General features: G+C 66.1%; 22 protein-coding genes, 1 tRNA gene and 1 riboswitch. Of the genes, 16 read left to right on the top strand and 7 right to left on the bottom strand.

Annotated features, from left to right (window positions below):
* Positions 1 to 36 precede the first annotated feature (36 nt).
* From HZZ13_RS15755 to HZZ13_RS15745, 3 genes are read left to right on the top strand one after another with little or no spacing between them, the layout of a single operon-like run.
* Positions 37 to 1,293 carry an OpgC domain-containing protein gene (locus tag HZZ13_RS15755; protein WP_197960473.1) on the top strand — a complete coding sequence of 419 codons (1,257 nt, stop codon included), beginning with the start codon at positions 37 to 39 and terminating at the stop codon, positions 1,291 to 1,293.
* Positions 1,293 to 2,072, top strand: coding sequence for an SGNH/GDSL hydrolase family protein (locus HZZ13_RS15750; RefSeq protein ID WP_197960472.1), 780 nt, complete (start codon positions 1,293 to 1,295; stop codon positions 2,070 to 2,072). Before HZZ13_RS15755 ends, HZZ13_RS15750 begins: the two co-directional genes overlap by 1 nt.
* 12 nt (positions 2,073 to 2,084) lie before the next feature.
* The gene (locus HZZ13_RS15745; protein ID WP_197960471.1) at positions 2,085 to 3,074 is read left to right on the top strand and encodes an SGNH/GDSL hydrolase family protein; all 990 of its coding nucleotides are present in this window, start codon (positions 2,085 to 2,087) and stop codon (positions 3,072 to 3,074) included.
* Between the two features lie 71 nt (positions 3,075 to 3,145).
* Here HZZ13_RS15745 and HZZ13_RS15740 read toward each other — a convergent pair whose 3' ends face one another.
* Positions 3,146 to 4,333, bottom strand: a complete 1,188-nt coding sequence (locus HZZ13_RS15740) for an O-succinylhomoserine sulfhydrylase (RefSeq protein ID WP_197960470.1) — start codon at positions 4,331 to 4,333, stop codon at positions 3,146 to 3,148.
* 75 nt (positions 4,334 to 4,408) lie between these two features.
* Positions 4,409 to 4,488, bottom strand: a riboswitch (SAM riboswitch).
* Between the two features lie 80 nt (positions 4,489 to 4,568).
* Between HZZ13_RS15740 and HZZ13_RS15735 the strand changes: the two genes are divergently transcribed.
* The 4 genes from HZZ13_RS15735 (at position 4,569) to HZZ13_RS15720 (ending at position 9,028) form a co-directional block, all read left to right on the top strand.
* Positions 4,569 to 5,705 carry a 2'-deoxycytidine 5'-triphosphate deaminase gene (locus HZZ13_RS15735; RefSeq protein ID WP_376707046.1) on the top strand — a complete coding sequence of 379 codons (1,137 nt, stop codon included), beginning with the start codon at positions 4,569 to 4,571 and terminating at the stop codon, positions 5,703 to 5,705.
* A gap of 145 nt (positions 5,706 to 5,850) precedes the next feature.
* Positions 5,851 to 6,261, top strand: coding sequence for a PAS domain-containing protein (locus HZZ13_RS15730; protein ID WP_197960468.1), 411 nt, complete (start codon positions 5,851 to 5,853; stop codon positions 6,259 to 6,261).
* Positions 6,262 to 6,366: 105 nt separating this feature from the next.
* Entirely contained in the window at positions 6,367 to 7,419 is a 1,053-nt protein-coding gene (locus tag HZZ13_RS15725; protein WP_197960467.1) for a hypothetical protein, read from the top strand.
* Positions 7,420 to 7,585: 166 nt separating this feature from the next.
* Positions 7,586 to 9,028, top strand: a complete 1,443-nt coding sequence (locus HZZ13_RS15720; RefSeq protein ID WP_197960466.1) for an MATE family efflux transporter — start codon at positions 7,586 to 7,588, stop codon at positions 9,026 to 9,028.
* On the opposite strand, the gene HZZ13_RS15715 is transcribed toward HZZ13_RS15720, so the two are convergent.
* The 5 genes from HZZ13_RS15715 to HZZ13_RS15695 form a co-directional block, all read right to left on the bottom strand.
* Positions 9,025 to 9,504 (bottom strand): hypothetical protein, encoded by a 480-nt coding sequence (locus tag HZZ13_RS15715; RefSeq protein WP_197960465.1) that lies wholly within the window; start codon positions 9,502 to 9,504, stop codon positions 9,025 to 9,027. The genes HZZ13_RS15720 and HZZ13_RS15715 overlap by 4 nt on opposite strands.
* 113 nt (positions 9,505 to 9,617) lie before the next feature.
* The gene (locus HZZ13_RS15710) at positions 9,618 to 10,019 is read right to left on the bottom strand and encodes an SRPBCC family protein (protein WP_197960464.1); all 402 of its coding nucleotides are present in this window, start codon (positions 10,017 to 10,019) and stop codon (positions 9,618 to 9,620) included.
* A gap of 148 nt (positions 10,020 to 10,167) precedes the next feature.
* Positions 10,168 to 10,527, bottom strand: a complete 360-nt coding sequence (locus HZZ13_RS15705) for a VOC family protein (protein ID WP_197960463.1) — start codon at positions 10,525 to 10,527, stop codon at positions 10,168 to 10,170.
* 57 nt (positions 10,528 to 10,584) lie between these two features.
* Positions 10,585 to 11,424, bottom strand: coding sequence for a helix-turn-helix domain-containing protein (locus HZZ13_RS15700; protein WP_197960462.1), 840 nt, complete (start codon positions 11,422 to 11,424; stop codon positions 10,585 to 10,587).
* 10 nt (positions 11,425 to 11,434) lie between these two features.
* On the bottom strand, positions 11,435 to 12,013 hold the full coding sequence (locus tag HZZ13_RS15695; protein WP_197960461.1) for a methylated-DNA--[protein]-cysteine S-methyltransferase: 579 nt from the start codon (positions 12,011 to 12,013) through the stop codon (positions 11,435 to 11,437).
* 173 nt (positions 12,014 to 12,186) lie between these two features.
* Between HZZ13_RS15695 and HZZ13_RS15690 the strand changes: the two genes are divergently transcribed.
* The 3 genes from HZZ13_RS15690 to HZZ13_RS15680 all read left to right on the top strand — a co-directional run bounded on the left by HZZ13_RS15690 (position 12,187) and on the right by HZZ13_RS15680 (position 13,532).
* Positions 12,187 to 12,260, top strand: a tRNA-Gly gene (locus HZZ13_RS15690).
* Positions 12,261 to 12,452: 192 nt separating this feature from the next.
* On the top strand, positions 12,453 to 13,034 hold the full coding sequence (locus HZZ13_RS15685; protein WP_197949170.1) for a helix-turn-helix domain-containing protein: 582 nt from the start codon (positions 12,453 to 12,455) through the stop codon (positions 13,032 to 13,034).
* Between the two features lie 24 nt (positions 13,035 to 13,058).
* Complete coding sequence (locus HZZ13_RS15680; RefSeq protein ID WP_197960527.1) at positions 13,059 to 13,532, top strand: GNAT family N-acetyltransferase; 474 nt, start codon at positions 13,059 to 13,061, stop codon at positions 13,530 to 13,532.
* Positions 13,533 to 13,633: 101 nt separating this feature from the next.
* On the opposite strand, the gene HZZ13_RS15675 is transcribed toward HZZ13_RS15680, so the two are convergent.
* On the bottom strand, positions 13,634 to 14,161 hold the full coding sequence (locus tag HZZ13_RS15675; RefSeq protein WP_197960460.1) for a DUF1003 domain-containing protein: 528 nt from the start codon (positions 14,159 to 14,161) through the stop codon (positions 13,634 to 13,636).
* Positions 14,162 to 14,271: 110 nt separating this feature from the next.
* On the opposite strand from HZZ13_RS15675, the gene HZZ13_RS15670 reads away from it, so the two are divergent.
* The 6 genes from HZZ13_RS15670 to HZZ13_RS15645 all read left to right on the top strand — a co-directional run bounded on the left by HZZ13_RS15670 (position 14,272) and on the right by HZZ13_RS15645 (position 21,060).
* Positions 14,272 to 15,330, top strand: a complete 1,059-nt coding sequence (locus tag HZZ13_RS15670) for a LacI family DNA-binding transcriptional regulator (RefSeq protein WP_197960459.1) — start codon at positions 14,272 to 14,274, stop codon at positions 15,328 to 15,330.
* Positions 15,331 to 15,414: 84 nt separating this feature from the next.
* Positions 15,415 to 16,869, top strand: coding sequence for a xylulokinase (gene xylB / locus HZZ13_RS15665; protein WP_197960458.1), 1,455 nt, complete (start codon positions 15,415 to 15,417; stop codon positions 16,867 to 16,869).
* A complete protein-coding gene (gene xylA, locus HZZ13_RS15660; protein ID WP_197960457.1) occupies positions 16,870 to 18,192 on the top strand; it encodes a xylose isomerase in 1,323 nt (440 codons plus the stop codon).
* Between the two features lie 13 nt (positions 18,193 to 18,205).
* Entirely contained in the window at positions 18,206 to 18,964 is a 759-nt protein-coding gene (locus tag HZZ13_RS15655) for an ATP-binding cassette domain-containing protein (protein WP_197960456.1), read from the top strand.
* Positions 18,964 to 20,034: an ABC transporter permease gene (locus tag HZZ13_RS15650; protein ID WP_197960455.1), complete on the top strand. Its 1,071-nt coding sequence runs from the start codon at positions 18,964 to 18,966 to the stop codon at positions 20,032 to 20,034. Before HZZ13_RS15655 ends, HZZ13_RS15650 begins: the two co-directional genes overlap by 1 nt.
* A gap of 93 nt (positions 20,035 to 20,127) precedes the next feature.
* Positions 20,128 to 21,060, top strand: coding sequence for a sugar-binding protein (locus HZZ13_RS15645; RefSeq protein ID WP_197949178.1), 933 nt, complete (start codon positions 20,128 to 20,130; stop codon positions 21,058 to 21,060).
* The last annotated feature ends 2 nt before the right edge of the window (positions 21,061 to 21,062 follow it).

The following is a 21,062-nucleotide window of genomic DNA, read 5'->3' as shown; positions in this document are numbered from 1 at the left end:
CAACGTCGCGATTTGCCGAAGGGTTTCCAGGCCCCGATGACCATTGCCGACCAAGTGACGGGATCGACCATCGCAGGCACCGCGGGCGCCACGCCCGCAGGGACCAAGTCGCGCGCCGCAGCGCCGGCCATCACGCTGCCCGCCATCGGCGAGCGTGAGCTCCGGCTCGACCTGTTCCGTGGGCTCGCGCTATGGCTGATCTTCATCGACCATCTGCCGACGAGCCTGCTGACCTGGTTCACGATCCGCAATTACGGCTTCAGCGACGCCACCGAAATCTTCATCTTCATCTCCGGCTACACCGCCGCCTTCGTCTACGGCCGCGCGATGCTGGAGAGCGGCGTCGTCATCGCCACCGCGCGCATCATGCGTCGGGTCTGGCAGATCTACGTCGCCCACGTCTTCCTGTTCACGATCTTCCTCGCCGAGATCTCCTATGTGGCGACCAGGTTCGAGAACCCGCTCTACACCGAAGAGATGGGCATCATGGATTTCCTCAAGCAGCCCGACGTCACCATCGTGCAGGCGCTGCTGCTGCGCTTCCGTCCCGTCAACATGGACGTGCTGCCGCTGTATATCGTGTTGATGCTGGCGCTGCCCGTGATCCTGTGGTCGATGAAATGGAAGCCCGACGTCACGCTCGGCCTTTCCGTCGTGCTCTACGCGGTGACCTGGGAATACGATCTCTACTTCTCCGCCTATCCGAACGGCTTCTGGGCCTTCAATCCGCTGGCCTGGCAATTGCTTTTCGTTTTCGGTGCATGGTGTGCGCTCGGAGGTGCGCGGCGCATGTCGCGTATTTTAGCGTCGCCGGTAACGATGTGGATCGCGATCGCCTATCTCGTCGCGGCGTTCTACGTGACGTTGACCTGGTATGTGCCGCAGCTCTCCCAGTTCATGCCGAAGCGGATCGAGCAGTGGATGTATCCGATCGACAAGACCGACCTCGACGTGCTGCGCTTCACGCACTTCCTGGCGCTGGCGGCGCTGACCGTGCGCTTCCTGCCCCGGGATTGGCCGGGGTTGAAATCGCGCTGGCTGCGACCATTGATTCTATGTGGCCAGCATTCGCTCGAGATCTTCTGCCTCGGCGTCTTCCTGGCCTTTGCCGGCCATTTCGTTCTCGCCGAAGTCTCCGGCGGGGCGGCCATGCATGCGTTGATTAGCCTCTCCGGAATCCTGATCATGTGGGGAGTTGCCTGGATCATTTCGTGGTACAAGCGTGTGGCTGACAAGAGCGGTGCGAAAACCAAAAACGCCGTCGGCAACGCCGATCTGGCGGGAGGGGGCTGATGAAGGCGAAGGTTCTCCTGAGCCTGATCCTGCTATGCGGTGGCCTCGCCGCGCCCACGGCGCGCGCGGGCGATGCCGCGTCTGCCGTGTCCCCCGTGCCTGCGGCCTGCGAATTGCCGTCCTATCTGCTGACCAGCGAAAGCCAGCTGCCCAAGGTCGCCGAGGCGGTCAAGGCCGGCAGGCCGCTCGATATTCTGGTCATCGGCAGCCGCTCGACCACGATTCCGTCGTCAGAGAGCAGCTCCTATCCGGCGCGGATGGAGGTGATCCTCAAGGAGAAGCTGCCGCCCTCCGAGGTGGTGCGCGTCTCCGTAGAAATACAGAGCAAGAAAACGGCAGAGGAGACCGCGTCCACCTTCGTTAAGCTGATGGAAGCAAAAACGCCTACTTTGGTCATCTGGCAGACCGGGACCGTGGATGCTATCCGATCCATCGATCCCGACGAATTTCGTGGCGCGGTGACCGAGGGGGTTGTTGCGCTGCAAAAGGCAGGGGCTGACGTCGTCTTGATGAATTTGCAGTACAGCCCGCGCACCGAGACCATGATCTCGGCGCAGCCTTTTCTCGATAACATGCGCGTCGTGGCGCAGGAGCACGACATCCCGCTGTTCGATCGTTTCGCGATCATGCGGCAGTGGAATGATCAGGGCCAGTTCGACCTGTTCAGCCCGTCCCGCGGGCCTGAGCTGGCGAAGCAGGTCCATGATTGCCTAGGCCGGGCGTTGGCACAATTCGTGATTGACGCTGCTCACCTGGAGCCGGCCCAGCAGCAAAATTGAGGTCTAGCGTTAATGAGTTCTCTCCGCCCTTTTTGCCTGACGTCATGGCTGGCCGTGCCTGCAGCAGCAGTGCTGTTGTTGCTGACGCCCGCCTCGCATGCGCAGACGCCGGCCGCACGGCCGGCGACCGCCGCACCCGCCCAGTCGCCTGATCCCGCGCCCGCTGCGCCGTCCCAGACCACCGTCGCCGCGAGGTCGCCCGAGCCGCGCGGCGTCACCTCGCGCGCTATCGACAAGGTGAAGGAGGTCGCGAAGTCCGCCGCCGACATCTTCAGCCGCGTGCCCTGCCAGCCTCCGAAGGGCGGCTCCAAGGCGATGGGGTCGCTGCCGCATGTCGCAAGCAGGCTGGTCGCCGGCCAGCCCGTCGTCATCGTCGCGTTCGGCTCCTCGTCGACCGCGGGCTTCGGCGCGAGCTCGCCGGAGTTCAACTATCCGAACCGCCTGGCCGCGCAGCTGCGCCGGCACTATCCGACCGCCGAGATCACGGTCGTCAATGCCGGCGTCGGCGGGGAGGATGCGCCCGAGATGATGAAGCGCCTGCAGACGCAGGTGATCGACGTGCATCCTGATCTCGTGATCTGGCAGGTCGGCACCAACGCCGTGCTGCGCAACCTCGATCCTGCCGATACGGCCAAGCTGGTAGAGGACGGCATCAGCCGCATTCAGGCCGCCGGCGGCACCGACATCGTGCTGGTCGACCCGCAATATTCGCCGGCCGTCAACCAGCGCAAGGAGAGCGCCGGCAAGATGATCAAGCTGCTCGGTAACGTCGCCGAGCTCCGCCACGTCGGCATCTTCCCGCGCTTCGAGGTGATGCGCGACTGGCACGAGAACCAGTCGATCCCGGTCGAGAGCTTCGTCATCGCCGACGGCCTGCACATGAACGATTGGGGCTATGCCTGCTTCGCCCAGCTGCTCGGCGACGACATCATCCGCTCCGTCGGCCAGATCAAGCTCGGGGTGAACGTGCCCGCCGATGTGAGAACGTATCGGCCGATGTGAGAGGGCGAATCGGGAATGACGAGTAGCGAATAGATTGACCTATTCGCCACTCACTATTCGCCATTCGCCCGCTACGCCTTCTCCAGCGCGGCCGTCAGATCCTCGATCAGGTCATCCGCGTGCTCCAGCCCCGCCGAGAAGCGGATGAAACCCTCGCTGATGCCGAGCGCGGCGCGGTCTTCCGGCTTGAGGCGCTGATGCGTCGTGGTCGCCGGATGCGTGACGAGGCTCTTGGCATCGCCGAGATTGTTCGAGATCTTGGCAAGCTTCAATTCGTTGAGCACGCGGAACGCCGCCGCCTTGCCGCCCCTCACCTCGAAGCCGACCAGCGTCGAGCCGCCACGCATCTGCTTCTTCACCAGCGCCGCCTGCGGATGATCGGCGCGGCCGGGATAGACCAGCCGCGAGATCTTGGGATGGCTCGCCAGCACCTCGGCGATGCGCGCGGCCGTGTCGGTCTGCGCGCGCACGCGCACGCCCAGCGTCTCCAGGCCCTTGAGCAGGACCCAGGCATTGAACGGCGAAATGGACGGGCCGGTCTGGCGCATGAAATTGTGGATGTGCTCGGCGATGAAGGCTTCCGAGGACAGGATGATGCCGCCGAGACAACGGCCCTGGCCGTCGATGTGCTTGGTCGCGGAGTAGACGACGACGTCGGCGCCCAGCGCGAGCGGGCTCTGCCAGATCGGCGTCGCGAACACGTTGTCGACGACGAGCCGCGCGCCACCCTTGTGCGCAATCTCGGCGATCGAAGGAATGTCGAGCACATCCAGCGTCGGGTTGGTCGGGCTCTCCAGGAAGAACGTCTTGGTGTTCGGCTTCAGCGCGCGCTGCCACTGGTCGAGATCGAGCCCGTCGACCAGCGTGGCCTCGATGCCGTAGCGCGGCAGCAGGTCCTGGATCACGTAGAGGCACGAGCCGAACAGGGCGCGGGAGGCGACCACGTGATCGCCGGCCTTGAGCGGCGCCAGGATCGCGGTCGTCACCGCCGCCATGCCAGTTGCCGCCGAGCGCGCGGCCTCGGCGCCTTCGAGCTCGATCATGCGGCGCTCGAACATCGCGATCGTCGGGTTGGAATAGCGCGAATAGATGAAGCCGGGATCCTCGCCCTTGAAGCGCGCCTCGCACTCCTCCGCGCTGGCGTAGACATAGCCCTGCGTCAGGAACAGCGCCTCCGAGGTCTCGCCATATTGCGAGCGCAGGGTGCCGGAATGGACCAGGCGGGTTTCGGGGCGGTAGGCAGCAGGCGACTTCGACATAGGACCCTCTCCGACATGACCGTCGAGGCAAAACGGTCACAAAAAAACCGGCCTGGATATCTCCACGGGCCGGGATCACAGAGGTCCCCGGCCTGTTTAGCGAGTTATTTAACGTGGCTGCAAGCCGGCCGGCTCAAATCACCACGGGATAAGTGATGCTCATATTCCGCAATGCCCTTTCCGTCAAGGCGTCCATCGGATAGCCGTAAAAGACTTGTATTTCCGGCATGACCGGATGCATTCGACCCCTGATGAGGACCCCCGGTTGACGTTCACGGTCGCCGCCGACGCCAATGGTATCCTGCCCGACCGCATGATCGCGGCGATGGCGGAAGAAGGTCTCATCCTGCCCGCCTACGACTTCGTCGAGAGCCAGATCCAGCCGGCGAGCCTCGATCTGCGCCTTGGCGACATCGCCTATCGCGTCCGCGCCAGCTTTCTCCCCGGGCCAGGTGCCACTGTCGCCGAGCGCATCGACGAGTTGAAGCTGCACGAGTTCAGCCTCGCCGACGGCGCGGTGCTGGAGACCAATTGCGTCTACATCGTGCCGCTGCTCGAAAGCCTGGCACTGCCGCCGGAGATCGTCGCTGCCGCCAATCCGAAGAGCTCGACCGGCCGGCTCGACGTCTTCACCCGCGTGATCGCCGACGGCACCCGTCGCTTCGACATGATCGGCGCCGGCTATCATGGCCCGCTCTATGCCGAGATCAGCCCCAAGACGTTTCCGGTGCTGGTGCGCGAGGGCTCGCGCCTCAGCCAGGTCCGCTTCCGCACCGGCGATGCCATCCTCAATGCCGACGAGCTCGATGCGCTGCACGCGAGCGAGCGCCTCGTCGATATCGACGATGCCGATCTGTCCGGCGGCGTTGCCGTCTCGGTCGATCTCTCGGGCGAGAAGGGAGGCGGTTTTGTCGGCTACCGCGCCAAGCGCCACACCGGCGTCGTCGATGTCGACCGCCGCGCCGGCTACGCGGTGGAGGATTTCTGGGAGCCGATCTCGGCCCGTCCCGACGGCAGCCTGATCCTCGACCCCGGCGAGTTCTACATCCTCGCCTCCAAGGAAGCGGTGCAGGTGCCGCCCGATTACGCCGCGGAGATGGTGCCGTTCGATCCCCTGGTCGGCGAATTCCGCGTGCACTATGCCGGCTTCTTCGATCCCGGCTTCGGCTATGCCGGCGCCGGCGGGCTGGGATCGCGCGCCGTGCTGGAGGTGCGCTCGCGCGAGGTGCCGTTCATCCTCGAACACGGCCAGATCGTCGGCCGCCTCGTCTACGAGAAGATGCTGGCGCGCCCCGACGCGATGTACGGCCAGCGCATCGGTTCCAACTACCAGGCGCAAGGCCTCAAGCTATCGAAGCATTTTCGGGTGTAGCCCGATCCTGTAGCCCGGATGGAGCGCAAGCGTAATCCGGGAAGGTCTCACTTGTGGCGCGATCCCGGATTACGTGGAGCCTGTCATCGGGCGGCGCTCCGCGCCGACCCGGTGGCTCCACCCGGGCTACAAGCGAGGTGACGAGATGAGCAATCCCTCCGATCTCGACGCACAGATCATCAACGACGCCGCCGATGCGTTGATCTATTCCGATCGCTCCGGCACGATCACGCGCTGGAATCGCGCATCGACCGCGCTGTTCGGCTTCACAGCCGACGAAGCGCTCGGCCAGAATCTCGATCTGATCATTCCCGAACATCTGCGCGCTGCGCACTGGAAAGCATTCGATGCCGCGCTCGCCAGCGGCACCATGAAGCTTGCGGGCAAGCCGACGCTGACCCGCGCGCTGCCCAAGAGCGGGCGCAAGCTCTACATCGAGATGACCTTCGCACTGGTGCGGGATAAAGACGGCGCGGTGCAGGGATCGGTGGCGATGGCGCGCGACGTCACGGAGCGCGTCGAGCGCGAACGGGCGGCCAAGGCACAAAATTCGTGATGCGGAATTGACGGAAAGCCGCGCAGGGAGGCCTGCACGCGCGTCATGTTGCCTGTCACCGGCTGCGGTGACACACTCGATCAAAACAACGATCGGGGAGCAAACATGACGGCCGCACCAGACCTCGCGCAGCAAGCGCAATGGCAGCGCTGGCGCGCAGTTGCCGATCTCTATCACGCCTATTTCACCGGGCTGATCCTCACCGTGGTCACCCGCCGCGGCACGGCGGATGCCGCAGAATTTGTCTTCCGCGTGTTCCGCCGTCAGCAACAGGAGCGCTTCCTGCCGGGGCTGAAGAAGCTCGGGATCGACCATCTGCCGCCGGCGGTCGCGGCTGCGCAATATCACTATCTCTCCAACTGGATCGGCGGCGTGCATGTCGAGTACATGTATGAGAGCGACACCCAGGCCTGGATCCGTTATCCGCCGCCGCGCTGGATCTGGAAGGGGCCGGCGATCTGCGGCGTGCCGGGCGACGTGTCGCGCGCGATGCTGCGCGGCTGGCACGCCAACAACGGCGTCGCTCTGGGCGACCTCCGCCTCGGCTTCGTCTGCACCAAGCAGAGTGTCGACGGTCAGGACGGGCTCGAAGGCTATTACCATCAATACGACCACCCACTCGAGCTCGACCAGCGTCTGGTGTTCGCACGACATCTGGAGGCGCCGATGTTCGACGCGGCGACCGCGCCGGCGTTACCGGTTGCGAGCTGGCCGAAACCACGGCTGGAAAAGGCCTATCGCAACTATGCGATGGAATATGTGCGCACCGCCGCGCCCGTGATGGTGCAACTGTTCGGCGTCGAAGACGCCGGCTATCTCCTGCACATCACCGGCAAGTTGATCGGCATGCAATTCTTCGACGAGATCGCCGCGACGCTGTCGACGACCCGCGTCGGCGCGCGAGAGTTCGCATCGTTCCTGAACGCGCTGCTCGCCGCGCAGGATGATGCGGCCGAGACGACGGCATCCGAAGGCGCGTTCGAGATCCGCCAGCAGAGCTGGAAGCTGATGGACGACGTCGCCGACTATCACCGCGCCTGCGCCAGGGTGCTGGAAGGATTGTTCGAAGGCCTCGCTGCAGGTTGCGGCCGGCATATCGGCGTGCAGATGCGCACCGCTGCCGGCGGCCGCCCGCCGCTGGTCTGGACGATCGGGTAATTCCACCGCTTGAAATGCGCTGCCGCAGGGCACGCCTGCATCAGGCGCAGGTGGAATCGGAGCGCGCCGTGCTAACAAGCCTCAGCCGCGCCTTTCGCGCGAACGAAGTTATTGGCACACCAAGTGATTGCCGCGCCGCAAACGGCGCCCGCGCCCGGGAGAGGACATGTCCGACATCGCCGAAATCCCGGTCGATGAGCAAGAGCGCCCGCTGCCGTCGCCTCCGCCGCCGCTCAGAAGCGCGCTGACCGAGGGGCCGATCCTGCGCACGCTGCTCTCACTCGCCTGGCCGAACGTGATCGGTCTGTCGGCCGGCATCTGCGTCGTCATCGCCGAGACGTCCTATGTCGGCCGGCTCGGCGTCGAGGCGCTGGCGGCGATGGCGCTGGTGTTTCCGACAATCATTCTGACCATGACGATGTCCGGCGGCGCCATGGGCGGCGCGGTGGCCTCGGCCATCGCGCGTGCGCTCGGCGCCGGGAACCGCGAGCGCGCCGGCGCATTGGCCGTGCACGCGATGCTGATCGGCATCAGCTTCGGCCTGGTCTTCATGCTGGGCATGCTGATCTTCGGGCCGAGATTGCTCGAGATGCTCGGCGGCCGCGGCGATGTGCTGACGCATGCGATCGCCTACACCCAGGTGTTCTTCGGCGGTGCCGTGCTGCCCTGGCTGCTCAACACCATGGCGGGCATCTTGCGCGGCACCGGCAACATGAAGCTGCCGTCATTCCTGATCCTCAACTCCGCAGCCTGGCAGATCGTGCTCGGCGGCACGCTCGGCCTCGGGCTCGGGCCGGTGCCGCAGTTCGGCATGCGCGGCGTCGCCGCCGGCGCGCTGATCGCCTACACCATGAACATCGGCATCATGGCTTGGTACCTGTTCTCCGGCCGCGCGCGGATCACGCTAAAGCTGCGGGGCTTGCGCATCCGATGGGCGATGTTCTTCGACATCCTGAAGGTCGGCGCCATCGCCTGCTTCTCGCCGCTGCAATCGGTGCTGACGATCTCGATCTTCACCCACATGCTGGCGCAGTTCGGCACCGCGATCCTCGCCGGCTACGGCGTCGGCGCGCGGCTCGAATTCCTGCTGACCTCGATCGCGTTCTCGTTCGGCATCGCCTGCGTGCCGATGGTCGGGATGGCGATCGGCGCCGGCCGCATCGCGCGCGCCCGGCGCATCGCCTGGACGGCAAGCGTTGCCGCTTTCGTGGCGGTCGGCGCGCCGGCATGCTTTGTTGCGATCTTCCCCGATCTCTGGGTCAACATGTTCACCGACAGCGCAGCTGTGCGCGCGGCGAGCCATCAATATCTCTCGACGGTCGGGCCGTTCTACGCCTTCTTCGGCCTTGCCACGACGATGTATTTCTCCTCGCAAGGCGCGGCCAAGGTGATCGGGCCGGTGCTGGCGCAGACCGCGCGGCTGATCTACATCGCGGGCGTCGGCTGGTGGCTGTCGACGCACGGCGCCGGCGCGCAGAGCTTCTTCTGGCTCGCCGCAAGCTCGATGGTCGTGCTCGGCCTGCTGTCGTGCTCCAGCGTCGTGCTGACACGCTGGGGACCGCGCCAGACGAAGCCTGCGATCAGCCCGGCGCTTTCGGCTGGCAACTAGCGACGCTTGTGGCGGCGATGGCCGCCGCCGCCGGTATTGGCGAGCCGCATCAATTGCGGGATCATCGCCATCATGTCGCTGCCGCCGGTGCCGCCGAGCATGCCCATGATGTCGCCGCCGCCCATGCTGCCGATCCCGACCGGCATGGTGCCGCCGCCCATCGGCATGTAGCCGCCATAGCTCGGTGCACCGAATCCGCCGCCGAAATTGCCGCCGCCCATCAGGCCGCCGAGCCCACCGCCGCCGTTCTCCATCATGCGGCTCATCATCGGGCCCATGGTCTGCATCAGCATGGCGAAGCGGCGCTTGCCCATCTTCGCCTTCATCATCTCCAGCATCGGCGCCATCTGCGTCATCATGTCCTCGCCGCTGGCCGCTCCGCCGCCGAGAAATTGCGCCTTTGCCGGCACGCTCGAGATCGAAAACAGCAGCAGCATCACGGCTGCCTGACAGATCACCTTGTCCGCACCTCTCATGGCATGCTCCTCGCGTGCGTGGCGCCGCCGGGAGAGCAGAGCCGACCGGACGCACGCGGGCATGGTTACGGCCGGCGAGGCCGGGTTTCTGTGAGAAAACTCACAGTGAATGATCAGGCCGCCGCGGGCGGAAACGCCTTGTGCATGGCGGCCACCGCCTCCTTGGTTTGTCCCTCAACGTAAGGCGCGAGTTCGTTCGGCAGCATGTCGATGATCCAGACGAGGCGGCAGCTCGTCTCGCCCTCGGCAATGACCTGCACCGAGGCACTGTAATGCCTCAGCCGCTCGTTGTTGATGGCATAGACAAGGCGCCGGCGCGCATCGTCGCAATCGACCAGCACCTCGCGCGCGACCGAGCCGTTGGCGAAGGTGACGATGCGCGCATCGCCGTCGCGCGTGCAGGCGGTGACGAAGCCGGGCACCAGCCGCCGATGCAGCGCGCCGAAATCGCGCACCGCGTCCCAGACGGCGCGCGCGGAGGCGGGGAGGAAGATGTCGTTGTGGATGGAGGCCATGGATATTCCCCTTTGTCGGAGTCATTCCGGGGCGGCTCGGAGAGCCGAACTATGGTGCGCAATTGCGCACCTGAGAATCTCGAGATTCCGGGTCTGGTGCTACGCACCATCCCGGAATGACGGCGTTTGTGCTGTGATCGTTTGCGCCTCACACACAAACCGCCTCGACATTGTTGCCGTCGGGATCGATCAGGAAGGCCGCATAGTACGTCGGGCTGTAATCCCTGCGCGGCCCGGCGCCGCCATTGTCCCGGCCGCCATGCCGGAGGCCCTCGCTGTGAAACGCCTTGACCGCGTCATGATCACCGGCGCGAAAGGCGATGTGGACGCCGTCGGCCTTCCGGCCCTGGTTCAGGTGCAGCCACAGCGCCGGCTCGCCCTTCGGCCCGAAGCCGGCATAACCGTCGCCGCTCGAGCACAGGACGAAGCCGAGCGGTGCCAGCACCGCGCTGTAGAAGCGCGTGGCGGCGTCGAGGTCGGCAACGCGCAGTCCGATGTGGTCGTACATGATCGTCTCCATTGCGAAATGCGTGCCGCGATTGGCACGCGCCGGAGACGACCCTAGTCAGTTGAGGGCAAGCTGCTCTTGGAGAATCTTGCGCTCCCCCTTCGACGCCTGGCGGAACTTGGTCGGCGACACGCCGGCGGCGCGATGGAAGGTGCGGACGAAATTGGAGAGGTCGCCGAAGCCGACGTCATAGGCGATGTCGGTGACGGCAATGTCCTCGTCGGCAAGCCTGCGCGCGGCGTGCCGCAGCCGCGAGCGCAACAGATATTGATGCGGGGTGACGCCGAGCACGGCCGAGAACAGCCGCAGGAAATGAAACGGGCTGAGGCCCGCCTGCCTTGCGGCCTGCTCGAGGTCGAGCTCGGCATGCGAGTTGTCGTCGATCCACAGCGCGGCCTCCACAGCGCGGCGGCGGTCGCGTGCGGTGGGGGCGGCCGGCTTGCGCGCCTTGCCCGAGACGGCGTCGACGAAACGGCCGGCCAGGATCTGGCCGATCTCGTCGAGGCCGAGATCGCTGTTGCCATCTGCTGCCGTCTGGGCCAGCTCGCCCAGCACCATCAGCTCGGGCAGCGGCGGCGTCGCGCCGATCTGCCAGATCTCGCGCCGCCCGCCGAGGGCGTCGACCAGCTCCTCGCTGAAGAAGAAGCCGAGGCAGACGTCGCCGGACACGTGCTCATGCGTGCAAGTGTATTCCTCGCCGGGGGCGCCGACCAGCATCGAGCCCGCCACCAGCTCGAAGAAGCCGGCGCGGCAATGGCAGCCGAAGCTGCCGGAGCGGACATAGGCGATGGAATGGCCGGTGCGGCATTCCGCAAACGGCGTGTCGTCCGGTCCCGCATCGCAGCGAAACTCGGAAACACTTATCGATGGCGTCGTCAGCAGCGTGGTGGCGTGCATGCCGCCTTATCTAAGTGGAGGGTCTCGGCGGGGCAACCGGCAGCAGCACCTCGAACAAGGTCTTGCTGGCGATCGGATGGGCGCCTTCGAGCGCCAGCAGCCGCCGCTTGGAGATCACGCCGCCATAGGGCGAGAGCCGGTCGGTGGAATTGCCTGTTTCCAGCACCCGGTGGCAGGGCACGATCAGCATGAAAGGATTTTTCGCAATCGCCTGCGCCACGGAATAGGCCGCGCCGGAGGCACCCAGCGCCTTGGCCACCTCATGATAGGTGCGCGTTTCCCCGCGGGGAATGCTGCAGGCGTACTCGTAGACGCGCCGGTTGAAGCCGGGCACCCCGCCGGCGTCCAGGCTGACCTCGGAGAAATCGGGATCGTGGCCTTGCAGCAGGCCCGTGATGCCCTCGATCGCAAGCTCGGCATTCTCGGACGGGCGCTGCTCCCGCGCCTCGGGATGGACCTGGAAAATCCGGCGCCGGGTGTCGATCTCCCGCGCCTCCGGCAATTGCACGGCGACCACGCCGGTGCCGCTCCAGATGATGCCGCAACGGCCGATGGCCGTGTCGAATATCGCGTAAGCTCGCCCCACCATGCACACGCCCCACTCAGTGCACGTTTTCCCCCGGACAAGCGATCATAACACCGCCACAATCCGGCGCACCTGGAATCTTATCAGGACGTTAACAACCGCCCCGCCGGTCGCGCCAAACCGCTTGGCGGGGCGCGCCGTCTCGGCTAATCAGGAGGGGCGTGAACCGCGCATCCGCGGGCGTAGTTCAATGGTAGAACGGCAGCTTCCCAAGCTGCATACGAGGGTTCGATTCCCTTCGCCCGCTCCAATAGTTTCCCCGATTGAATTTTTCATCAGTGCCGGCGTGACGAACTCGCTCTCGCGAGCGGCGCAAAGATTCCAATATATTGATCCTTTGCTCCCGGCACGCACTGCTTCCCCGGCTTAAGCTCCAGGGCGTCCGGCGGGTGCGGTCCTCGTGCCGGGCAATGTTCGGATGAAGGCCAGGACCTGCAAAGAGATGGACCAACAAAAACTCGACCGCGCCATCGGCCGGCGGCTGAAGACGCTGCGGACGCAGGCGGGCATGACGTTGAACGAGCTTGCAGGCCGCTCCGGCGTCAGCCGGGCCATGATCGGGCGGGTGGAGCGGGCGCAGAGCAGCGCGACGGCGGCGCTGCTGAACAAGCTCTGCGCCGCGCTCGACGTCACGCTCAGCGATGTCGTCGCGCTCGCCGAGAAGCCGCCGGAGCGCCTGGTGCGGCTTGCGGATCAGCCGCTCTGGCGCGATCCCGACAGCGGCTATCGCCGGCGTCATGCCTCGCCGCCGGATGCGGCCAGCGGCATCGAGATCATCGTGGTCGACCTTCCGGCCGGCGCGCGCGTCTCCTACAGCCCCTGGGGCCGCAACGCCTTCACCCAGCAGCTCCTGATGCTGGAGGGCGCGATCGCCGTGCATATCGATGCCAAGGCGGTGCGGCTGCGCGAGGGCGATTGTCTGGATTTCGACGTGATGCGCGCCGTGATCTTCGAGAACGAAACCAGGCAGGACGCGCGCTACGTCATTATCACGCGGCGCGGCGCGTCCTACGGCAAGATGTGAGGGCAGGGCATGGAGACGAGCACGATGCAGATCCGCACCGGCGACACCTACGATCCGCGCGTCGTCGCGCTGCTCGATCACCACGTCACGACCGCGCGGGCGCAGACGGCGCGGGGCAGCGCCCATGCGCTTGATCTCGCGGGCTTGCGTGCACCCGAGGTCGCGTTCTGGACCGGCTGGGACGGCGAGACGCTGGTCGCGACCGGTGCGCTGAAGACGCTTTCGGCGAGCCATGGCGAGGTCAAGTCGATGCACACGCTGCAGACCGCGCGCCGGCGCGGCTATGGCGGCCAGATGCTGCGTCACGTCATCACGGAGGCCCGTGCGCGCGGCCTGACGCGGCTCAGCCTCGAGACCGGCTCGTGGGACTATTTCAAGCCGGCGCACGCACTCTATTTCGCGCACGGTTTCGTCGCCTGTAGCCCGTTCGAGGGTTATGTCGAGGATCCCAACAGCTTGTTCCTGACGCTCGACCTGTCGGCGCCAGAGCGGCGATAGCTAGAGCATGATCCGGAAAAGTGTGAAGCGGTTTTCCGAAAAGATCATGCTCAAACAACAACGTAAAGCGCGATGACGATTCATCCTAATCGCATCGCGCTTTACGAGCGCGTCTCCTCGATCTTGTCGAGCACGCGCTCGGGGGCGATGTCCCGGGCCGCTTCCTCCAGGTCGCGCTTCGCGTCCGGCTTGACATCGAGCCGCTCGGCGACCTGGGTGAGCAGGTGGGCCACCTTGGTCAGCTCGTGCTCGGCGAGCAGGCTGATCTGGAGATCGAGATCGGCGCGCTTGTCGGCTGCCGCGGTCATGCGGTTCTGCGAGATCAGCACGAAGGTGGAGAGGAAGATCGCCTCCACCGAGGCGATCATCGCCAGCACGACGAAGCTCTCGTCCCAGGCCGGAAGCCCCGGAATCCAATGCAGGTTGGCGATGATCCAGAACCCGAACACGGCGAGGTGCAGGTAGACGAAGATCATGCTGCCGGTGAAGGCCGTGATCGCGTCGGCGAGCTTGTCCTGGCCGCTAGCCGCCTGCTGCTCGCGGCGCCGCCGCGCGACCAGCGCCTGGATGTTGCGCTCGAGCGTCGGGCTCAGCCCCTCGCCGGGCTCATGGGTGATGTCGTTACGCACGCCCCGGCAACGGTCCGCTCGGGGAGCTGTTCCTCGGCCACGACGCAAAAAGACCTACCCCCTCATTAAATGAGTTGCGTACCTCAAAACACCTCTGCTAGCCTTCAGCCATGGCCGAGACCCTGAGCCCGACTGTGCTGACGCTGAAGGACATCGCCCGCGAGGCCGGTGTCAGCCTCGCCACGGTCGACCGCGTGCTGCACAACCGGCCGGGGGTCCGCCCGGATACGGTCCGGCGCGTCAAGGACGCCATTGCGCGCAATTCGTTCCAGCCGCATGTGGCCGCCGCCGAGCTCGCGCGCGGCCGCGCCCGCCGCTTCGCCTTCGTGATGCCGTCGGGGCCGAACCCGTTCATGCAGCAGATCGAGGCCTATCTCGGCGAGATGGCGGCCTGGCTGTCGGCCCGCCGCCTCAATGTCGAGATGATCGCAACCGACGTGTTCGAGCCAGCCGCGCTCGCGGCCTCGCTCGAGGCGCTGTCGGGCGACTATGACGGCGTCGCCGTGGTGGCGCTGGACCATCCGAGCGTCCGCGCCGCCATCAACGACCTCGTCGATGCCGGCACCAAGGTCGTGACGCTGGTCTCGGACGTGCCGTCCTCGCGCCGCCACCATTATGTCGGCATCGACAACATCGCTGCGGGCCGCACCGCCGGCGCGCTGGTCGGGCGCTTGGTCGGCCAGAGGTCCGGCAAGGTCGCGATCGTTGCCGGCTCGCAGGGGCTGCGCGACCATGCCGAGCGCATCTTCGGCTTCAACCAGGTGATGGCGACCGAATTCCCCGATCTCAGCGTGCTGCCGGTGCTGGAAGGGCGGGACGAGGACGACCGTTCGGAGCAGCTGCTGGCGCGGCTGCTCGGCAAGCATGCCGACATCGTCGGCCTCTACAACGTCGGCGCCGGCACCCAGGGCGTCGCCAAAGCGCTCAACGACAAGGCCTCTGGCGCGGCCGGGCGCGACAAGCAGGTGGTGTTCGTCGGGCACGACGTCACCGCGCTGACGCGGCGATTGCTGCTGCAGGGCGTGATGGATGCCGCGATCTCGCAGAACCCCGGACATGAAGCGCGCGCGGCCGTCCGCGTGCTGCTCGCGCTCGCCCGCGGCGAGCCGATCTTGAGCGAACAGGAGAAGATCAGGATCGACATCGTGATGCGGGACAATCTGCCCTAGCGGCAGGTGGATTTGGCAACAGGCCGCCAGCGGGGAAAAGCGACGCAAGATCGCTCTCCCGCGGCAGGTGAAAGGGAGGACGATTTGTATCTCGGGATCGACATCGGCACGTCCGGTGTGAAAGCGGTGCTCGTAAGCGAAGCCGGCGCGGTGACCGCGACGGCGACGCGCGAGCTTGCGCTGTCGCACCCGGCGCCGCTGTGGTCCGAGCAGGATCCCGACGCCTGGGTCGATGCGGCCGTCGGCGCCGTCGACGATCTCGCCGCGCGCCATCCGCACGAGGTCGCGCAGGTGCGCGGCATCGGGCTGTCCGGTCAGATGCACGGCGCGACGCTGCTTGGCGAGGACGGCCGGCCGCTGCGTCCGGCCATCCTCTGGAACGACGGCCGCTCGCAGGCCGAATGCGCGGCGCTGGAGCGGCGCTGTCCCTCGCTGCACGCGATCGCCGGCAATCTCGCGATGCCGGGCTTCACCGCGCCGAAGCTGCTCTGGGTGGCACGGCACGAGCCGAAGATCTTCGATCGCGTGGCAAAGGTGCTGCTGCCGAAGGCCTATGTCCGCTATCGCCTCACCGGCGAGATGGTCGAGGACATGTCGGACGCATCAGGCACGCTGTGGCTCGACGTCGGCCTGCGCCGCTGGTCCGCGCTGCTGCTGCATGCCACCGGGCTCGATCTGCACCACATGCCGCGTCTCGTCGAGGGCAGTGCGGTGAGTGCGGTGCTCGCGCCCGAATACGCGCAGCGCTGGGGCATGGCGAAAAATGTCGTGGTCGCGGGCGGCGCCGGTGACAATGCGGCCAGCGCGATCGGGCTCGGCGCCATCGCACCTAGCGATGCCTTCCTGTCGCTGGGAACGTCGGGCGTCCTGTTCCGCGTCACGGATCGCTTCGCGCCGGCGCCGGCTTCGGCCGTGCATGCCTTCTGTCACGCGCTTCCCGGCCTCTGGCATCAGATGGGCGTGATGCTGTCGGCCGCAGCCTCGCTCGCCTGGCTCGCCGGGGTGATGGAGACGCCGGCCGCAGCGCTCCTGGCGCCGCTCGGCGAGCGCGTCGATGCACCGGGCCCGGTCCAGTTCCTCCCCTATCTCGACGGCGAGCGCACCCCGCACAACGACGCCGCCGCCAGCGGCGCCTTCGTCGGCCTGCGCGGCGCGACCGGGCGCTCGGAGATTGTGCAGGCCGTGCTCGAAGGCGTCGCCTTTGCCGCGCGTGACAATCTGGCGGCGCTGAGCGCAGCCAGCGGGCCGATCACTGAGGTCGATCTCGTCGGCGGCGGCTCGCGCTCGCCGCTGTGGGCGCAGATCTGCGCCGACGTGCTCGGCATGCCCGTCCATCGCGTCGAGGAAGGCGAGGTGGGCGCCGCGCTCGGCGCAGCGCGGCTCGGCCGGCTCGCCGTAACAGGCGAGGACCCCGCGGAGGTCTGCACGCGCCCGCGGCGGCTCGCAAGCTTCACACCCCGCCCGTCCGTCGCTGCGGCCTATGATGAGGCCTATCGGCGATGGCGCACGCTCTATCCCGCATTGAAGGAGTCTCTTTAAGTGAACGCGCCAGCCAAATTCTTCGATGCAAGTGCACCCGTCGCCTTCGGCGGCAAGGAGGCCGAAGGCGCGCCCGTCTTCCGCTGGTACGACAAGGACCGCCTGGTGCATGGCCGCCGGCTCGAGGATCACTTGCGCTTTGCGGTCTGCTATTGGCATTCGTTCTGCTGGCCGGGCGGCGATCCCTTCGGCGGCGAGACGTTCCTGCGGCCTTGGCACCACGGCACCGACGCGATGGCGATGGCCCGCGCCAAGGCCGATGTCGCCTTCGAGCTGTTCCGCCTCTTGGACGTTCCCTTCTTCACCTTTCACGACGTCGATGCGGCGCCGGAAGGCAGCTCGCTCGCCGAGTCCGTCGCCAACCTCAATGCCATCGCCGATCTGTTCGAGCAGAAGATGGCATCGAGCAAGATTCGCCTGCTCTGGGGCACTGCGAACCTGTTCACGCACCGCCGCTACATGGCGGGCGCGGCCACCAATCCGGACCCTGATATCTTCACCTATGCCGCCGGCCAGGTCCGCGCCGCGCTGGAGGTGACGCACCGGCTCGGCGGGCAGAACTACGTGCTGTGGGGCGGACGCGAGGGCTACGAGACGCTGCTCAACACCGATCTCAAGCGCGAACTCGACCAGCTCGGCCGCTTCGTCTCGCTCGTCGTCGAGCACAAGCACAAAATCGGCTTCAAGGGCCCGCTCCTGATCGAGCCCAAGCCCAAGGAGCCAACCAAGCACCAATATGATTTCGACGTCGCCACCTGCTACGGCTTCCTCGAACGCTATGACTTGCTCAAGGACGTCAAGCTCAACATCGAGCAGAATCACGCCATCCTCGCCGGCCATTCCTTCCATCACGAGGTCGCGCTGGCCGAGGCGCTCGGCGTGTTCGGCTCGCTCGACATCAATCGCGGCGACGATCTGCTCGGCTGGGACACCGACCAGTTCGCGATGAACGTGCCGGAGCTGGCGCTGGTGTTTCACGAGATCCTGAACCGCGGCGGCTTCACCACGGGCGGGCTCAATTTCGATGCCAAGATCCGCCGCCAGTCGATCGATCCCGATGATCTCATCCATGCCCATGTCGGCTCGATGGATGCCTGCGCGCGCGCCTTCCTCGCCGCCGCCGACATGCTCGACGCCGGGGCGCTGAGCGCGCCGCTGGCAAAACGCTACGAGGGCTGGGCGGGGCCAGAGGGCCGCGCCATTCTCGGCGGCCAGCGCTCGCTCGCCGATCTCGCCGACCGCGCGATGTCTCCCGGCTTCGACCCGCAGCCGCGCTCGGGCCGGCAGGAATATCTGGAATCCCTGGTCAACCGCTATGTCTGAGGAAACACCGTTGATGACGAAGGCTGACGCGACGCCGGTGCTCGAGCTCACCGGCATCGGCAAGGAGTTCGGCGCGATCCGCGCGCTGCACGACGTCGACATGCAGGTCTGGCCCGGCGAGGTGGTCGGCCTGATGGGCGACAACGGCGCCGGCAAGTCGACGCTGGTGAAGATCATCGCCGGCAATTTCCGGCCCACCCATGGCGAGATGCGCTTTGCCGGCAACGCGGTGCATTTCAACCGTCCCGTCGATGCCCGCGCCGTCGGCATCGAGGTCGTCTACCAGGACCTCGCGCTGGCCGACAATCTGTCGGCCGCCGCCAACGTCTTTCTCGGCCGCGAGCTGAAGCGCAGGTTCGGCCCCATCGCCTTGCTCGACCACAAGGCGATGGCCGCGCGCGCGCTCGAGCTGTTCGGCGAGCTGCGCTCGGAGACGCGCCCCGACGATCTCGTCAGGCAGATGTCGGGCGGCCAGCGCCAGGCGGTCGCGATCGCGCGCACTCGGCTTTCCAACGCGCGGCTCGTCATGATGGACGAGCCGACCGCCGCGATCTCGGTGCGCCAGGTCGAGCAGGTGCTCGGCCTGATTCACCGGCTGAAGGAGCAGGGCGTCGCCGTGATGCTGATCTCGCACCGCATGCCGGACGTGTTCGCCGTCTGCGACCGCGTCGTCGTCATGCGGCGCGGCGAGAAGCGTGCCGACAAGCCGATTCACCAGACCTCCCCCGAGGAGGTTACCGCCCTCATCACCGGTGCGAAGGAGGCCGCGTGATGGCCATGCCCATGGAATCCCCGATCAGCTTCACCAATGTCGGCAAGATCAGATGGTGGCAGCGCGGCATCTTCGCCTCGCAGACCGGCTATGTCCTGCTCGCGCTGGCGGTGCTGCTGGTGATCATGCATTTCGCCAGCCCGTACTTCTTCAGCCAGGGCAACATGCAGAACGTGGCGAAGAACTTTTCCTTCATCGCCATCGCGACGCTCGGCGTCACCTTCGTGATCATCACCGGCGGCATCGACCTGTCGGTCGGCTCGATGATGTGCTTCTCCGCCATGATCACCTCAATGGTGATGACCGAGCTGTCGGCGCCGGGCTCGCCGCTGGTGCACATGGCCGCCGACGGCAAGACGGTGCTCGCCAATGTTCCGGGGCTGATCCTGCTCATCTCGATCCTCGCCGGCCTCGGCGTCGCGCTGATTGCCGGCCTCTTCAATGGCTTCTGCATCGCGGTGCTCGGCCTGTCGCCCTTCGTCACCACGCTCGGCATGCTCTCGATCGTGCGCGGGCTCGGCTATGTCGTCTCCAACGGACGCGGCAGCTTCCCCGGCGGGCCGGATGCCGATTATTTCTATGCGCTCACCTCCGGTGACGTGCTCGGCGTGCCGGCGCCGTTCATCTATCTCGTGATCCTGGCGCTGACGATGGCGGTGATCCTGCACCATACCTCGTTCGGCCGCCACGTCTTTGCGCTCGGCGGCAACGAGAAGGCGGCCGAGCTCACCGGCATTCCGGTGGTGCGTGTGAAGATCGAGGTCTACGTGATCTGCGCGCTCGCCGCGGGCCTGCAGGGCATCATCATCTCCGGCTGGCTCGGATCGGCGCCGGCCAACATGGCGACCTCCTACGAGCTCAACGTGATCGCGGCGGCCGTGATCGGCGGTGCCAATCTCGCCGGGGGCATCGGCGGTCCGCTCGGGGCCATCGTCGGCTGCGTGCTTTTGGAGGTGATCCGCAACGGCCTCGTGCTGGCCCAGGTCAGCTCGTACTGGCAGCAGGCGCTGGTCGGCGTGATCATCATTCTGGCTGTGCTGGTCGACCGCGTCCGCTCGCGGATGACCTGAAATGAAGACATCTCGGGAAGGCAAGGAAAACGCCGCCTATCCGCTTCCCGGGGGCTTTCGAGGGGATAGGCACCAACAAGAGTGGAGGAGACAATGAGGAAACTGCTTCTAGCCGGTATCGCGGTTGCGATGATGGCGACGCCGGCATTCGCTGCGAACTACCGCTTCGTCATCGTGCCGAAGGCGATGAACAATCCGTTCTTCGACTTTGCGCGCGACGGCTGCCTGAAGCGCGCCAAGGAGCTCGGCAACATCGAATGCATCTATAAGGGGCCGGTCGAGCATGAGCCGGCGACCCAGGCCCAGATCATTCAGGACTTCATCACGCAGAAGGTCGATGGTCTCGCCATCTCGGTCGCGGACGTCGCGGCCATGACCAAGTCGATCGAGGCCGCGACTGCTGCCGGCATTCCCGTCATCACCTTCGATGCCGACGCGCCGGGCTCCAAGCGCATCGCCTATATCGGCACCAACAACAAGGAGTTCGGTCTCGCCCTCGGCAAGGAATTGCTGAAATTGCGGCCCGACGGCGGCAAATACGCGATGGTTTCCGGCGGACCTGGCGCCAAGAACCTCGCCGAGCGCGTCGACGGCGTGCGCGAGGCGCTGAAGGGCTCGAAATGGACCGAGGTCGCGGGCTCGCCGAGCTTCTGCAACGACGATCCCGCGCTCGCGGTCCAGCAGATGACCGACATGCGCACCGCAACGCCGGATCTCGCCGCCATCGTTCCGATCGGCGGCTGGCCGATGTTCGCGCCCGAAGGCTTCAAGGCCTTCGCCAGCAAGAACAAGAAGGACATCGATTCCGGCAAGTTCACGCTGGTCGTCGCCGATACGCTGAAGATGCAGCTCGAGCTGCTGCGTGACGGCTATGCCAATGCGCTGGTCGGCCAGCGTCCGTTCGAGATGGGCGAGAAGGCGATGGACACGCTGCTCGCCATCAAGAAGGGCGAGAAGGTGCCGGAGATCGTCTACACCGGCCTCGATCTCGTCACTAAGGACAACGTCGCGCAGATGTTGAAGTAGGA

It is taken from the genome of Bradyrhizobium agreste, assembly GCF_016031625.1.
Lineage (GTDB): Bacteria > Pseudomonadota > Alphaproteobacteria > Rhizobiales > Xanthobacteraceae > Bradyrhizobium > Bradyrhizobium agreste.
Note: the sequence above shows the minus strand (reverse complement) of the source record. Positions and strands in the feature narration are given on the sequence as shown.

Coding starts and splice junctions, on each gene's coding strand:
- HZZ13_RS15755 (WP_197960473.1), top strand. CDS start 37: ATGACCATTGCCGACCAAGTGACGGGATCGACCATCGCAGGCACCGCG.
- HZZ13_RS15750 (WP_197960472.1), top strand. CDS start 1,293: ATGAAGGCGAAGGTTCTCCTGAGCCTGATCCTGCTATGCGGTGGCCTC.
- HZZ13_RS15745 (WP_197960471.1), top strand. CDS start 2,085: ATGAGTTCTCTCCGCCCTTTTTGCCTGACGTCATGGCTGGCCGTGCCT.
- HZZ13_RS15740 (WP_197960470.1), bottom strand. CDS start 4,333: ATGTCGAAGTCGCCTGCTGCCTACCGCCCCGAAACCCGCCTGGTCCAT.
- HZZ13_RS15735 (WP_376707046.1), top strand. CDS start 4,569: ATGCATTCGACCCCTGATGAGGACCCCCGGTTGACGTTCACGGTCGCC.
- HZZ13_RS15730 (WP_197960468.1), top strand. CDS start 5,851: ATGAGCAATCCCTCCGATCTCGACGCACAGATCATCAACGACGCCGCC.
- HZZ13_RS15725 (WP_197960467.1), top strand. CDS start 6,367: ATGACGGCCGCACCAGACCTCGCGCAGCAAGCGCAATGGCAGCGCTGG.
- HZZ13_RS15720 (WP_197960466.1), top strand. CDS start 7,586: ATGTCCGACATCGCCGAAATCCCGGTCGATGAGCAAGAGCGCCCGCTG.
- HZZ13_RS15715 (WP_197960465.1), bottom strand. CDS start 9,504: ATGAGAGGTGCGGACAAGGTGATCTGTCAGGCAGCCGTGATGCTGCTG.
- HZZ13_RS15710 (WP_197960464.1), bottom strand. CDS start 10,019: ATGGCCTCCATCCACAACGACATCTTCCTCCCCGCCTCCGCGCGCGCC.
- HZZ13_RS15705 (WP_197960463.1), bottom strand. CDS start 10,527: ATGTACGACCACATCGGACTGCGCGTTGCCGACCTCGACGCCGCCACG.
- HZZ13_RS15700 (WP_197960462.1), bottom strand. CDS start 11,424: ATGCACGCCACCACGCTGCTGACGACGCCATCGATAAGTGTTTCCGAG.
- HZZ13_RS15695 (WP_197960461.1), bottom strand. CDS start 12,013: ATGGTGGGGCGAGCTTACGCGATATTCGACACGGCCATCGGCCGTTGC.
- HZZ13_RS15685 (WP_197949170.1), top strand. CDS start 12,453: ATGGACCAACAAAAACTCGACCGCGCCATCGGCCGGCGGCTGAAGACG.
- HZZ13_RS15680 (WP_197960527.1), top strand. CDS start 13,059: ATGCAGATCCGCACCGGCGACACCTACGATCCGCGCGTCGTCGCGCTG.
- HZZ13_RS15670 (WP_197960459.1), top strand. CDS start 14,272: ATGGCCGAGACCCTGAGCCCGACTGTGCTGACGCTGAAGGACATCGCC.
- HZZ13_RS15655 (WP_197960456.1), top strand. CDS start 18,206: ATGACGAAGGCTGACGCGACGCCGGTGCTCGAGCTCACCGGCATCGGC.
- HZZ13_RS15650 (WP_197960455.1), top strand. CDS start 18,964: ATGGCCATGCCCATGGAATCCCCGATCAGCTTCACCAATGTCGGCAAG.
- HZZ13_RS15645 (WP_197949178.1), top strand. CDS start 20,128: ATGAGGAAACTGCTTCTAGCCGGTATCGCGGTTGCGATGATGGCGACG.